The sequence below is a fragment of the Halorientalis pallida genome (assembly GCF_004118325.1).
Classification (GTDB): domain Archaea; phylum Halobacteriota; class Halobacteria; order Halobacteriales; family Haloarculaceae; genus Halorientalis; species Halorientalis pallida.
Genome location: NZ_RDFA01000007.1, coordinates 108,886 through 122,103, shown reverse-complemented (window position 1 = coordinate 122,103; position 13,218 = coordinate 108,886). Strand labels below are relative to the sequence as shown.

The following is a 13,218-nucleotide window of genomic DNA, read 5'->3' as shown; positions in this document are numbered from 1 at the left end:
CCGAGGGGCGAGTCCGAGTCGTCAGACTCACACGTGCAACCCACACCGCCACGCCCCCACGTCGATGATCAATGGCTGAAGGACCCGGCAGGCAACAGAGTCAATCTCCACGGGCTGAACACGGTCGATCCCTGGTGGGGGACACAGTACCAGCAGATGGGTGATACGACGTTTCTGGAGACGCTCGACCGTCTCACCGATCCGACCGAAGGCTGGTACACCGACGTGGTTCGGGTACCGTTCCAGCACTCGATCGATTCGATCGGACTCGACCGGACTATCGAGGAGTACATGCGACCGGTCGTCGACTTCCTGGGCGAGCAGGGCTGTTACGCGATCGTCGACTTCCACCGGGTCGAACCCTGGAACACCGACGAGATCGACCGGGAGGTACGGCGGTTCTGGGACGCGGTCGGACCGGCGTTCGCCGACGACGAACACGTCCTCTTCGAGTTGTACAACGAACCGACCGAACCGTTCGGCGACGGCCGTCGCGACTGGGCCGAGTGGCGACGGACGGCGCAGCCGTGGATCGACCTCGTCCGCGCACACGCGCCCGAAACGCCGCTCCTTGTCGGGTCGCCACGCTGGTCGACGTACACGAAATACGCCCCGGAGGATCCATTCAGAGGCGACGACATCGTATACGCGACACACATCTATCCGTCGCACTTCGAGAACCACGATCTCGACGCGCTCGCCGCGGTCGCGGACGAGTATCCACTGTTCGTGACGGAGTGGGGCTACGTCGACGACGAGGACAAGCCGGACCACATGGTCGGGAGCACGTCGGGATACGGAGAGCCACTCCGGGAGTACTTCGAGGGAATAGAGAACCTCTGCTGGACGGCGTGGTGTGCCGATTCGCTCTGGAGTCCGACGATGTTCGATACCGACGGCACCCTCCGCAGCGGCGATCGGTACATGGGCGCGTTCACGAAACGGTACCTGGCTGACCTGGCCGACCGGGCGTAGCCGCGTCAGGTCGACTCGCCACGCTGGAGCCGCCAGGTAAACAGCCCCTCGAACGCGTAGTTGACGAGCATCGCGACACCGATCGCGGCGACGCTGGCGACGAGAAACCACACGTCGATCCCGGCCGCGACGACGGTGACGTCGAGTCGACGCGTCAAGAGCCAGTAGGCGGCGATCTGGAGCGATACACCACCCGAGCGGACGAGATGTGATCTGCCGAAGCGACGTGCGAGTGGACCGAGACCGGGGGCACCCCGGCCGGCGAAGGTCCACCGTTCGTTGACGACGAACATCACGATAATTGCGACTTCGACGCCGACGGCCTTCGCCGGCAGGTCCGGGAGACCGAGGACGAGCGCACCGACGGCGAGGGTCGCGTTGTCGGCGAACGCACCGACGATTCCGACCGAAAGGAATCGACCGAACAGTGTTCCCGAGAGGAGCGGCTCGATTCGGTCTGGGAGCACACGCCGGAGCCGGTCGCGACCGCTCATCGGTCGACCAAGGGTGGCACTCCCTGGTTTCTGACCTCGTTGGTGGTCTGTCGACCGTTTTCACGCAGTCGGTCGGCTCGGTACCGGGCCGCGAGGAGCGCCCGAAACAGCGTCGCAGCGTCGCGCACCGGATCGACCGTCGAACCCGCCCGATCTCGCCACTCGACTGGGACCTCCCGGACACAGAGGTCCAGCGCACCGGCGATCGCGACCAGTTCGATATCCCACGCGAATCCCGGCTCGTAGAGGTGTTCGCGGACCCGTTCCCAGCCATCCGCACGGATCGCCTTCGCGCCACACTGGTAGTCGTGCAGAGAGACCGAGAGCAGTCTGCCGGCAATCCAGGCGTAACAGTCGCCGAGTAGCTGCCGCAGGACCGTCTGCTGGCTGACGATTTCGGCATCCGGATGTCGCCGCGAACCGACCGCGAGATCGCTGCGTGCGCTCACCACCGGATCGAGGACTTCGCCGAGAGAGGCAACCGGCGTCGACCTGTCGGCGTCGACAAACGCCAATACGTCCGTGTCCAGTCGCTCGAAGCCAGCGGTGATCGCAGCACCTTTTCCACGGCGATGTGGGGCCGTCTCGACGCGACCGGGAAGGTCGGCCAGTCGGTCCCGTAGCCCTGTCGCAGGTGCGTCGAGTTCGACGAGTATCGCCGTCGGCGAGAGCGACCCCTCTATCGCCTCGACGTAGTTACGGAGTCGTGACACGTCGGGTTCGTAGGCAGGGACGACGACACCGACCGAGTCGCGGGTCACGGCTCTCCCTCCGCGAGACGATTGACGTGGTCGGCCGTCGCGCTCGATCCGAATCGTGTGAGACGGATCTCACCGACCGTCTCGTTCCGGTGGTTCTGGTACGTCCGTGGGAGCGCCCGCCGGACAGCACCTCGATTCTCACCGTGGATGTTGACGACCCAGACCTGATCGTACTGCTTCTCGGCGATTCGACGGCTGAACGCCTGTGACGAGGTGTACTGGACCATGTCGGCCGAGTGATTCTCCCCGAGATAGTAGTCGACGGCACCGCTGGTGTAGCCGGGATTGAAGACGACGAGCGATTCCGAGTCGAGATCGTCCTCGAGGATGGACGTGGCCCGATCCCAGTTCTCGGCCGAGTCGGCGGTGTAGTAACTCGGCAGCATGGCACCGAACAGGAAAACGATTACGACGAGTGCGATGACCTGCACGGGACGGTAGTCAACGTCGGTGATCGACTTCGCCACGAAGATGGCCACTGCCACGAAGCCGACAATCGTGTAGCGAGTCTCCAAGAACGGAAACACGCTGACCGACACGAGGTACGGAATCGCGATGATAGTGACCAGGAGTGACAGGAGCAACACAGATCCCCGAACCCGTTCGGCCGTACGCCACTCAAGATATACCTGCCAGAGAATCGCGATCAGGAGGACGACTCCGAACAGGATCCCGACGTTGAGCGTGAACGGAGTGAGTTTGATCTGCGGGTAATTAGTCGGCACGCCAGCGTACGCCAGCAGGATGGAGCGAAGTTCCAGCAATCCCGGTTCGGACAGCCACCGGACTTCCGTTCCCTCGCCGAAGAGATAGTTGGGGAGCGCGACCAACCCCATCCACGGGACGAAGAGGGCACCGGCGAGGACCTGCGTGCCGAACCACTTCTTGACCGCCCGGATGTCGGTGGACGCGACGAGTCGTGTGCCCAAGTGTAGCAACTGAGCCAGCAACACGAATGAGCCGTACACGTGGGTCGAGAGCATCAGTAGCGTCGCGGTGGCGTACCCGAACCGGTTGTCGAGGTTGTGGTTCCGGAGCGTTCGTACGTAGAAGTACAACGAGAGAGTGGCAAAGAAGACCAGCATCGTGTACATACGGGCGGTCTGTGAGTACTGGATCTGGAAGGTAGAAATTCCCGTCAGTAGCGCGGCGATCAGCCCGGTCCGACGATCGTACAGTTCACCAGCCAGCAGGTAGACCGCACCGACGGAGCCGATCCCGAACAGAAGCGACAGCGAGCGAACAGCAACTTCGGACCGGCCGAACAGTACCATCCAGAGTTTCAGGAAGAGGTAGTACAGCGGGGGGTGTGGATCCGCCGCCGTCGTGACGATCCCGTAGACGTTCATCGACCCCCTGACAGTCACCGAGTATACCTCGTCGACCCAGAGACTGCGTCCGATATTGGGCAGTCGAAGTACCAAGGCGAGGAGGAGTATGGGAGTCAGAAGGACGTGTTTTTGTAGCGTCCGCTTGACCGAGTGACCCAGCGACTCGGCCTCGGTCTCCTCGTCGTGTTGGAGACTCTCGAACCGGCCCCTGTCCCTGTGGACGGTCTTTTCCCAACCGAGGTCGCCGAGATACAACTGCTTGAACGCTCTGATATCCGCACCCCACTGGAGGAGCCAGTAGAACGGCACCGTGGCCACGACGAGACATGCCCGTATCGCTCTGGCACCACCGGACTTGGTCGACGCAAGCCAGTACCCTACTCCGAACGAGCCCAGACCCACGGCCAGAAAGGTCAACGAGAGCAACAGGACCCCGACGACCAGGGCGAACTGTGGCACGAACTGGATCGCGGATCCGACGATTACGAGCATCACGAGCCCCGTGATGTTCAGCGGGCCGAGATGCGGCAGGAACGACTGCCACAGCAGATGTCCACGGTCCGACGACGAGCCAGCGGGGTGTCTGAGAAAGTCCACGAACGTGAAGATCTTCCCTTTCTGCCAGCGGGTACGCTGCTGAATCCAGTTGTCGAGCGTCTGTGGCGACTCCTCTTTGGTGACCGAGTCGACGAGTCCGAACTCGTGATCGGTGAGCCACAGAGACAGGCCGAGCTCGAAGTCCTCGGTGACGTTGTCCGGGTCCCACGGCGTCACACCCGAGAAGCCGTGTTCGGTGAGCCAGGACTCGTCGCCTTCCTCCCAGGGGCTGCCCTTGCGTTCGCGTCGTCGCGTCGACGCGTCTTCGAGTACGGATCGTCTGAAGAAACAGGTCGTCCCGCTGAGCGGAATCGGGAATCCGAGGCGCTTGAACGCCGGCACGAGGAATCGGTACCAGTAGCCGTATTCCGCCCGGAAGATGAGGTTCTTCCACCCGTCGTCCTCGTTGGCCATATCGACGATCCCCTGCACGTAATCGCGGTTCCCGCCGACGATGGCCCGCGCGACCCGGTCGAACAGGTCCGTCTCGACCACGTTTTCCGCGTCGATCACACCGACGATCTCGGCGTCGGTTCGCTCGAACCCGTAGTTGAGCGCACGCGGTTTGTTCGGCGAGCCGGGATACGCTGACGGGACCGTGAGCACGTCCAGCTCGACGTCGGCGGCGACGGACTCGACGGCCTCTCGGGTCGCATCGTCGCCCGGTTCGAGCAGGACGGTCAGGGTGAGACGCTCGTGTGGATAGTCCGCGCTTCGAACTGAACGAAGCGCGTGATGGATCACCGTCTCCTCCCGGTAAGCCGGGACGAGCACGTCGACCTCCGGATACTCCTCGAGGCCGATATCGTCGGTTCCGACGAACGCCGCCTCGCGTGTCCGCGTTCCGGTCAGCAGTGTCGTCACGGCCGACTGGACCACCGGGTAGTAGTTGTAGAAGTTCGTGACCGTCCAGACCGTGCCGAAAAACACCGCGATGACCGACAGCACGCCGGTGAAGGTGATCCCATTCATTTGCTTCGCGGGCCGTGATAGGCCTTCGACAGACGCTGCTGGCCCGACGTCAGATCGCATCTAGCCGAGTAATTCCTCACCGAACAGCGTATTTGATTCCCGTTCGCCGGTGGGATATTCGGAATCACACACCGCACGTTTCCTGCTGCGCAGTTGAACAGTCCAACCACGTTCACGTTCGTGCGAAAGTATAGTTTTAAGATAAGTCTTCTGTATAATTAATTAATTATAATTTTACTCTTAACAGATATTGTCTCAATAATAGGGTATAGCTGAATGTCACGAGAGGGTCGACTGATCGGCCGATATGAGATCGGTATGGATAATCGACGCTGTCTCTCTCTCGGTCGCACAGGCGAGTGTCGTCGGACGCGCTTGCTACGAACTGTTGAGCGCAACGCCACCGTATCCTTCCTGGCCGTATCCCTGGCGTCCGTACACCTCCTCCGGCAACTCCTCGGGAGAGTTCGACGGTTCGGAGGTTGGCGTCGAAGTCGGCGTTGCGGTCGGTGTGTCCGTCGGCGTCGGGGTTGGCGTCGAGGACGGTGTGTCCGTTGGCGTCGAGGACGGTGTGTCCGTTGGCGTCGAGGACGGTGTGTCCGTTGGCGTCGAGGACGGTGTGTCCGTTGGCGTCGAGGACGGTGTGTCCGTTGGCGTCGAGGACGGTGTGTCCGTTGGTGTCGGGGTTGGCGTCGGAGTCGGCGTCGAGGACGGTGTGTCCGTTGGCGTCGAGGACGGTGTGTCCGTTGGCGTCGGGGTTGGCGTCGGAGTCGGCGTGTCCGTTGGCGTCGGTGTGCTGGTGGAGGTACCACTGCTGGCTCCACCACTACCGCCACTGCCACCGCCACTGCCACCGCCACTGCCACCGCCACTGCCACCGCCACCGCCACCACCGCCGCCTCCACCGCCGGTGAACCCGCCTCCAGAAACTGCGCTTTCTTGTGTCGTTTCCGTCGGTGTCGCGGTCGTGGTCTCTGTCGCAGTTGGCGTCGCCGTCGGAGTCGATGTCGAGGTCGACGTGGGTTGGGTAGTCGTCTGTCTTCGGGTGGTTGGCGTCGCCGTATCTGCAGACTCACTCGTCTCGTCGATCGTCGCCTGGAGCCCGGACGGGACCGGCGTCGCTGGCTCGACCGTCGGCGTCGGTGGGCCATCGGGTTGGTCAGTCGTAGTCGTCGCAACTGGTGCCCCTCCGTATCCGTACTTGGGGGCTGCCTGTTTCGAGTTCGATGTCACGGGATCGGATCCGCCGTCCCAAGCGTTGTATCCGAACAGCAACCCAAGCGTACCTGCGACGAACCCCCCGAGCTGCAATGCTTCTCGGCGCGTGACACCGACCTGATCACCTGCTGTATCTTCCAAGGTATCCCACGTGTTGAACGGAACCGAGCCGTCGGTCTGTGTCGTTGTCTCCTGCGTGGACTCGCTCTCCGTGTTCGTGTCTCCGTCGGTCGCCCCGGGAGTCTCCCACTCGTCGAAGGGCAGGTCTGTCGCTTCTTCGTCCGCAAAGAGATCGTTGGTCGCCATGTCGAGTTACACGAGCAGACCCGCAGTTCGATACCGAACTGGGTGAAAAGTAGGGGGTTCAGTCACGGAGAATGTTATCCGAGCCATCGTGTTGTTTTCTGTTGTATGTTTACTGGAAGTTAGTAAGAAAATTGTGGTATCGACCGAATATGTCTGAACCGTCAGGCAGGAACCGTGGGCGCGTCACCCGTAGCCATCTTCTCCGTACCCACCCTCTCCGTAGCCACTAGGCTCCGTGGTGAGATTGTACAGTCCAGCGGCCGATACCACAGCTACAGAGAGTCCCAGGGCGTGCCGCCGTTCGATTTCCGGCAACCAATCGATATCGTCTTGGTTGGTGTCGGGCAAAGATCGTTCACTTTCGGTAGCGTCTGGATTTGCATAAGCCCCGGGCCATCCACAGGGTAGCTGGTGTTCCACCGCCGGAGGGCCCACAACGGCTATAGCGATTGCGTCACTGTGCCAAGCCAATGGACGTCGTCTTCGTCAGTCACAACGATCTCGGGCACGCCTGCCTCGAGGAACTCGACGCCCTCGGAGCCGATATCCGTGCAGTTTTTACGCGCCCCACGGATGGCGACATCGCGGATCAGACCGATTTCAGTTCCGTTGCTGCAACCGTGGGCGCGGACTACCACGAAGTAGAATCGGTCAATACCGACCCCGTCGTGGAGACGATTGCCGCATACGACCCCGAGTTGTTGTTCGTCGTCGGCTGGTCGCGCCTCGTCGAACGGCGAGTCCTCGATATCCCGAGCGTCGCCGCACTGGGGATGCATCCCGCACCCCTCCCTCGCGGCCGCGGTCGGGCACCGATCGCCTGGAATCTGATCAAGGGACTGGACACGACGGCGCTGTCGCTGTTTCACCTCGTCGAGGAAGCCGACGCGGGCGACCTCGTTGGCCAACGGCCGATCGACATCGAACTCGACGACGACGCGGCCAGCCTCTACGCGACGGTCGTCGACGCTGGCAGAGAACTGATTCGAGAGTATTATCCACGGTTCGAGACCGGTGAAGTGCCACGCATTCCACAGGACGATGCGCGCGCTACCTGGTGGCCAAAGCGGGTTCCAGAGCACGGCCTAATCGACTGGCGACGCTCGTCGATGGCAGTTTACAACTGGATTCGTGGACAGTCTCACCCGTATCCAGGTGCCTACAGCTACCTCAAGGGGCGTCGCGTGACTGTCTGGGAGGCGAATCCACCGACCGGCGAGCGCGTCTTTACCGAACCCGGAGAGATCCGCGGCCGCGACGGCGACGTGCTCCGTGTGGGTACCTGGGAAGGCAGGATAGAATTGACACAGCTACAGATCGGCGATGGGACAGAGACATCGGCCGGAAAGCTACTGGATCGGGAGTGGGTCACAGTCGGAGACATGTTCACGCCAGTGTGCGACCCGGCGACCGAGTCTTGATATCCGTTACCAGACCGTCCAGCCACCCGCGAGGACGATATTCTGACCGGTCATCCACTTGCCTGCATCGGAAGCGAGGTAGGCGATGAGTCCCTTCATATCGGTCTCGTCACCCATCCGGTCGAGCGGTGTGCGGTGGCGGTATTCCGGGAGAAATACTTCCCGGATCTCCTCACTCTCTTCCATCTCCTCCCGGTAGAACCCGCCCGGGCTGATCGAGTTCACACGGATTCCCTCGTCCGCAAGATATGACGCTAGCCATCGGGTGAACTGGATGAGGCCGGCTTTCGCCGCACCGTAAGTTGGGGGGTTGTTCATGTCGGTCTCACCGTAGATACGGTGATCCGGGGCGACTACGCCGTAGTGACTCCCGATGTTGATGATCGTGCCGTGGTCGCCGTCCCGAATAGCCGGAAGAGCCGCCTGGGTACAGAGAAACGACTGGGTCACTACGCCTTCAAAGGTCCGCTCCCAGTCTTCCAGTGTGAGGTCCTCGAAGTCGGTGCCGTACCCGTATGCGTCGTAGGCGTTGTTGACCAGGACGTCGATCGTCCCGAACCGTTCGACGACGTCGTCAACCATCTCCTGGACGTCGTCCTCGTCGGTGACGTCGACTTCGACAGCCATCGCCTCGTTATGTTTCTCCGACAGTTCCCTGGCTTTCTCGGCACACCTCTCGTACGTCCGGGCAGCAACGACGACGTGCGCACCCGCCTCGGCCAGCGCATCGCTCATCTGCGAGCCGAGTTGTCCGTAGCCGCCAGTGACGATCGCAACACGGCCTTCCATATCGAACAGTTCCCAGATCGTCTCTGACATTGATCTTCAGTACGTATCGGTTGTCGATATCCTAATAAGAAGTGGTCCGGTGGGTATCCGGTCGGCAGAAACAGCTACACCCGATTCCAGGCAGTGTCGGAGTTAGTACGCGTCGAGCAACCCCACGCCGTCCGGCTCGTTGACTTCCGCGGCCGGCGTGATCGACACGTCGACGTAGTATCGTTCCCCATCGATGTCGACGTAGGCGTTGTCGAACGGCGGGAACGTGAGTGCCCGGAGACGGTCGAGCAGTTCCCGAACAGTGCAGGTTTCGTCCGGGTCGAGTTCACACAGGTCGGTGAACTCGGCTTTTTCGTGGTAGGTTGCTTCGGTATCGCGCTGTTCGATGGCGTCGACATCTCCGTCCCGGATGTCCGACCACGTCTCCACGAACAGGTCGTAACACGCCGTCTCCAGTCGTTCGTAGAGGTCCTTGCCGGTATCCTCGAACGAGACCGGAACCTCCCGGGTCGCGACGATATCACCCGTGTCGATACCCTCGTCCATCCAGTGAATCGTCACCCCGGCCGGTAGGCCCTCGACGATGCTCCAGACGTTCGGGTTGTACCCGCGCGCGTGCGGGAGCAGTCCTGGATGAACGTTGAGACAACCCCGTTCCGGTACGTCGAGGATTTCGGGTGGCACGACGTGATCGAAGCCGGCCGCAACGACCAACTCGGGTTCGACTGTCTCGATCAGCGAGAGTTGTCCGGGCCGCGTCAGGAGAGCGTGAACGGTCACGTCATCGCGTTCACAGAGCCAGTCGTAGATAGCGAACCCCGCGTTGTTCGCGCCGAGAAACACGACATCCATACACGCCAAACGTACAGGGCAGCATTAAATTTCGATGGTCTTTCCTATTCCTCGACAGGGCCCTCAGACCGACACCTCGTGGACCGGAATCGTCTCACCCACGTCCATTGACTGTTGACCCGCGATGATCGTCCGGAGTACGTCCAGCGTGTGCTCGACCGGGATCTGTGGCTCGCCCGTCCGGACCATCTCGAAGAAGTGCCACAGCGTCCGCCGGAATGCGTGGAAGTTGTCCCGGAGCGCGTGGTGTACTACCCGCTCGCTTCCGTAGATATCGACGTCGAACGTGATCGGCGCGTCGCCGATAGTGTTGATCTGGACGGTCGTGTCGCCGGTCGTCGAGATGGTCGCCGCAGTCCGTCCCGTCGCCGTTTCGGTAGCACTGACGGCTTCGGGACGCTCGTCGAGCACGCCGAAGATGGCATCCAACAGGTGGACGCCGTATTTCGACCAATCCTTGATGATCGTCCCCGTGACGAGTTCGACGGACCCGTACGGGTCGAGGTTCGCCCGCGGTTCGTCGAGCTCGCGAGCCAAGTACATCCCGGAACAGGACATGCACAGGCCGTCTTCGAGATACGGCCGGAAGGTTGCCAGTTCGTCGGGATCGACCGCGAGAGGTTTATCCACGAACGTCGGAACCCCTCGCTCCAGGAAGGGAAGCGCCATGTCGAGGTGTGTCTCGTAGTCGTCCCGGGCGACGACGACCGCATCGACCTCGTCGAAGAGAGTTTCGCGATCATCAACTGCGTTAGGGATCTGCGCGGCCGCACAGAGACACTCGGTCTCGGCCTCGTCCTGGGTCCAGGCGTGAGTTACCGCGACGCCGTCGAATCCGAATTCGGAGGGATCTTTCTCACGAAGGTAGTCGTGGATGACACCCCACTCGCTCACCTGGAATCCGTCGTCCGAATAGCCGTTGACGATCGACGCGAACGAGTAGGGATGGCCGTTCCCTTCGCTGACGCCGATCATGCCGACGTCGAGTTCAGACATGGCCCTCCTCGATGAGTGTCTCGGCGACCGCGAAGTCCAGTTCCGTGTCGATGTCGAGTGAACGCTCGGGTGGCATCACGACCGCGCCGGCGTTTCCGAACAGGAGCGACGGACCATCCTCTGTCACGGCCTCGACGGCGAAGGCGTACACCGCACCGTTCAACTGGTACGCGTCGGGGAGTGCCTGCCGAGGCTGCCACGGCGTGCCGTCGGGTAGAAACGGTTCCGGCCTCTCGTCTTCGAGGCGCCACGTGCGGTGTGGATTCAGGTCGGCGTCGGTGAACGTCGCCACGGAGTCGAGCGACCGATCGGGACTCGTCAGGAGATCGAGACACCGCTCGATATCGTCCGGTCCCCGGAACGGTGTCGTCGGTTCGAGCATCACGACGTAGTCGGCATCGGCACCCTCGTCGCCGAGTCGGTCCACAGTGTGGCGGATCGTCTCGACGACCAGTGAATCGTCCCGTGCCAGCCGGTCGGGGCGCTCGAAGACGTCGCTCCCGTACTCGCGTGCGACAGTCGCGATCTCGTCGTCGTCGGTGGAGACGATCGTCCGGTCGATCGAGCCCGTCGCGTGGGCGACATCGATGGGCCAGGCGACCAGTGGTTTCTCCCCCAGTTTCCTGACGTTCTTCCGGGGAACCCCCTTGCTTCCGCCGCGGGCCGGAACTACGGCCACGACGTGCTCACCGTCGATCATATCTGAGGTAAGTCATTCGATCGGTATGTCGTTTCGCGTTGCCGCGAAGCGTGCGAGATTACCGAATCGTCCAACCGCCGTCGACGACGAGGTTGTGCCCGGTGACATAGCTCGCGGCGTCCGAGGTCAGGTAGACGACCGCGCCGGCGACATCCTCGGGTTCGGCCATCCGATCCAGTACCGTACGGGATTCGTAGCGTTCGACGAACTCGGGGTCGTGGTCGTCGGTCACGCCGCCGGGACTGACGGTGTTGGCCCGAATGCCGTACTCGCCGAGATACGAGGACAGGTACCGGGTCAGGTTGATGACGCCACCCTTGATGGCTGCGTACTCGACCGGACTGGTCGTGTCGAGTCCATCGTACAGCGAGAAGTCGGGGGCCTGGACGCCGTAGATCGAGCCGAGGTTGACGATGCTCCCCCCGTCGGGTTGGTCCCGCATGACCTCGGCGGCTGCCCTCGAAGTGAGGTAGTAGCCCCCGAGGTTCGCGAGGACGTTCTCTGACCAGTCGGCGTAGTCGACGTCCTCGTACCGCCGGCCGTAGTTCGCGTTGCGAGGGTACGCGCAGTTGACCAGCGCGTCGATTCGTCCGAACCGGTCTACCACGGTTTCGGTGAGCGAGAGTACGTCGTCTTCGTCGGTCACATCGGCCGCGGCGAACGTCGCAGCCTCACCGAGCGACGACGCGAGGGCCTCTCCGTCGCTGTCGGGTCGGTCTGCGATCACCACGGTCGCACCCTGCTCGACGAGCGCTTCGGAGACGGCTTCGCCGATCAGTCCGGCCCCACCCGTGACGAGTGCGACGGTTTCGTCGAGATCGAACATCCCTGGTTCACGTCGTATCGCCAGTTGTAAAGTTCGTTTCGTTATATCAAATCGACAATCGGAGTAGGGGCTAATCGTCTCAGTGCATGGTTGTGGAATCCGTTGGGACATCTGCTCTCTGAATGGCGTAGTCTCGTTTCTTTCGGTATTTTCGTTGCTTTCAGAGTTAACACTCTTTACAGTGGGTGGCGTATCTCCAATCAACGATGTCCATCGACCGAGACACCTTCGAGAACACGAGCGAACAAGAACTCGAAGACCTATCGGTCCCGGATCAGGTACTCGGGTTTCTCGCTGCCCACGACGATCGTGCGTTCAAGGCACGCGAAATTGCATCCCGGATAGATCTCGACGAGGGCGCAGTCAGCACCGCGCTCTCGCGGCTGAAGGACCGTGCCTTGGTCGAACACAAGGCAACGTACTGGGCGGTAACCGATGACACCGATCGGCTCAATGGATACAGTGGCTACGAACGGGCGACCGCCCAGTTCAACGACTAACTCGGTACAGAGGAGAAGGAGTCGTGGCGCGAACACGCCCCCAGTGAGCCACATCCGAGCGTAGAGAACCAGCAGTGACTGACGTGAGAGCAACCCCGATTTTCGAGCGGGGCGACGTCGTCTACGGTGACGACCGGTTCAAAGGTGAGCAAGCCGCTCGGCCGTGGCTCGTTCTCTCGAATCACGACGACCGACCGTTTCACGGCGAGCAGTATATCGCGCTGACGTTGACGACGAAATCCTGGATGGACGGGCTGGTCGAGATCCCTGAAGAGAGTTGGCTGCGTGGTGGGACGCCCGAGGAGAGTCGAATCGTCCCATGGGGCGTTCAATCGATCGACCACGAAGATATCGACTTTTGACAGGGACGGCTGGGGAGCGAACTCGTCGAGGACGCGGTCGCTGCCCTCGTCGAAGAGTTGCAGTAGCCGATCTGTACGGACCGACCGGAATTTACGCCTTGATGACAACGAGTGGCATTCGACGACG

The 13,218-nt window shown here is 61.8% G+C and carries 11 protein-coding genes and 2 pseudogenes; 5 read left to right on the top strand and 8 right to left on the bottom strand.

Annotated elements, in window-relative coordinates; translation table 11 throughout:
* The first annotated feature begins 33 nt into the window (after nt 1–33).
* On the top strand, nt 34–975 hold the full coding sequence (locus tag EAF64_RS17645; protein ID WP_193767749.1) for a glycoside hydrolase family 5 protein: 942 nt from the start codon (nt 34–36) through the stop codon (nt 973–975).
* 5 nt (nt 976–980) lie between these two features.
* On the opposite strand, the gene EAF64_RS17640 is transcribed toward EAF64_RS17645, so the two are convergent.
* The 3 genes from EAF64_RS17640 to EAF64_RS17630 are packed head-to-tail and all read right to left on the bottom strand — an operon-like array spanning nt 981 to nt 5,130.
* Nucleotides 981–1,469, bottom strand: a complete 489-nt coding sequence (locus EAF64_RS17640) for a GtrA family protein (protein WP_129070300.1) — start codon at nt 1,467–1,469, stop codon at nt 981–983.
* Nucleotides 1,466–2,230 (bottom strand): glycosyltransferase, encoded by a 765-nt coding sequence (locus tag EAF64_RS17635; protein ID WP_129070299.1) that lies wholly within the window; start codon nt 2,228–2,230, stop codon nt 1,466–1,468. The genes EAF64_RS17640 and EAF64_RS17635 overlap by 4 nt, the downstream gene beginning before the upstream one ends.
* Nucleotides 2,227–5,130, bottom strand: coding sequence for a glycosyltransferase (locus tag EAF64_RS17630; RefSeq protein ID WP_129070298.1), 2,904 nt, complete (start codon nt 5,128–5,130; stop codon nt 2,227–2,229). The genes EAF64_RS17635 and EAF64_RS17630 overlap by 4 nt, the downstream gene beginning before the upstream one ends.
* A gap of 307 nt (nt 5,131–5,437) precedes the next feature.
* Between EAF64_RS17630 and EAF64_RS21155 the strand changes: the two genes are divergently transcribed.
* Together EAF64_RS21155 and EAF64_RS17620 are read left to right on the top strand one after the other, a co-directional pair.
* On the top strand, nt 5,438–6,469 hold the full coding sequence (locus EAF64_RS21155; RefSeq protein ID WP_193767748.1) for a hypothetical protein: 1,032 nt from the start codon (nt 5,438–5,440) through the stop codon (nt 6,467–6,469).
* A 655-nt stretch (nt 6,470–7,124) separates the two neighbouring features.
* The gene (locus tag EAF64_RS17620; RefSeq protein WP_129070297.1) at nt 7,125–8,075 is read left to right on the top strand and encodes a methionyl-tRNA formyltransferase; all 951 of its coding nucleotides are present in this window, start codon (nt 7,125–7,127) and stop codon (nt 8,073–8,075) included.
* Nucleotides 8,076–8,081: 6 nt separating this feature from the next.
* Here the strand turns inward: EAF64_RS17620 and EAF64_RS17615 are convergent, their stop codons facing one another.
* The 5 genes from EAF64_RS17615 to EAF64_RS17595 all read right to left on the bottom strand — a co-directional run bounded on the left by EAF64_RS17615 (nt 8,082) and on the right by EAF64_RS17595 (nt 12,229).
* On the bottom strand, nt 8,082–8,894 hold the full coding sequence (locus EAF64_RS17615; protein ID WP_129070296.1) for an SDR family oxidoreductase: 813 nt from the start codon (nt 8,892–8,894) through the stop codon (nt 8,082–8,084).
* A 102-nt stretch (nt 8,895–8,996) separates the two neighbouring features.
* On the bottom strand, nt 8,997–9,707 hold the full coding sequence (locus tag EAF64_RS17610) for a methionyl-tRNA formyltransferase (RefSeq protein WP_129070295.1): 711 nt from the start codon (nt 9,705–9,707) through the stop codon (nt 8,997–8,999).
* A 63-nt stretch (nt 9,708–9,770) separates the two neighbouring features.
* Complete coding sequence (locus EAF64_RS17605) at nt 9,771–10,703, bottom strand: Gfo/Idh/MocA family protein (protein WP_129070294.1); 933 nt, start codon at nt 10,701–10,703, stop codon at nt 9,771–9,773.
* Nucleotides 10,696–11,403: an acylneuraminate cytidylyltransferase family protein gene (locus tag EAF64_RS17600; RefSeq protein ID WP_129070293.1), complete on the bottom strand. Its 708-nt coding sequence runs from the start codon at nt 11,401–11,403 to the stop codon at nt 10,696–10,698. Before EAF64_RS17600 ends, EAF64_RS17605 begins: the two co-directional genes overlap by 8 nt.
* 58 nt (nt 11,404–11,461) lie before the next feature.
* Complete coding sequence (locus tag EAF64_RS17595; protein WP_193767747.1) at nt 11,462–12,229, bottom strand: SDR family oxidoreductase; 768 nt, start codon at nt 12,227–12,229, stop codon at nt 11,462–11,464.
* 206 nt (nt 12,230–12,435) lie between these two features.
* Here EAF64_RS17595 and EAF64_RS17590 point away from each other — a divergent pair.
* Nucleotides 12,436–12,807: pseudogene (locus EAF64_RS17590) on the top strand (MarR family transcriptional regulator).
* A pseudogene (locus EAF64_RS17585) lies at nt 12,804–13,157 on the top strand (type II toxin-antitoxin system PemK/MazF family toxin). The pseudogenes EAF64_RS17590 and EAF64_RS17585 overlap by 4 nt, the downstream one beginning before the upstream one ends.
* Nucleotides 13,158–13,218 lie beyond the last annotated feature (61 nt).

What these genes read in the sequence shown, in the direction of transcription:
- EAF64_RS17640 (WP_129070300.1), bottom strand. Translation starts at nt 1,469, where the DNA reads ATGAGCGGTCGCGACCGGCTCCGGCGTGTGCTCCCAGACCGAATCGAG.
- EAF64_RS17630 (WP_129070298.1), bottom strand. Translation starts at nt 5,130, where the DNA reads ATGAATGGGATCACCTTCACCGGCGTGCTGTCGGTCATCGCGGTGTTT.
- EAF64_RS21155 (WP_193767748.1), top strand. Translation starts at nt 5,438, where the DNA reads ATGAGATCGGTATGGATAATCGACGCTGTCTCTCTCTCGGTCGCACAG.
- EAF64_RS17620 (WP_129070297.1), top strand. Translation starts at nt 7,125, where the DNA reads ATGGACGTCGTCTTCGTCAGTCACAACGATCTCGGGCACGCCTGCCTC.
- EAF64_RS17615 (WP_129070296.1), bottom strand. Translation starts at nt 8,894, where the DNA reads ATGTCAGAGACGATCTGGGAACTGTTCGATATGGAAGGCCGTGTTGCG.
- EAF64_RS17610 (WP_129070295.1), bottom strand. Translation starts at nt 9,707, where the DNA reads ATGGATGTCGTGTTTCTCGGCGCGAACAACGCGGGGTTCGCTATCTAC.
- EAF64_RS17605 (WP_129070294.1), bottom strand. Translation starts at nt 10,703, where the DNA reads ATGTCTGAACTCGACGTCGGCATGATCGGCGTCAGCGAAGGGAACGGC.
- EAF64_RS17600 (WP_129070293.1), bottom strand. Translation starts at nt 11,403, where the DNA reads ATGATCGACGGTGAGCACGTCGTGGCCGTAGTTCCGGCCCGCGGCGGA.
- EAF64_RS17595 (WP_193767747.1), bottom strand. Translation starts at nt 12,229, where the DNA reads ATGTTCGATCTCGACGAAACCGTCGCACTCGTCACGGGTGGGGCCGGA.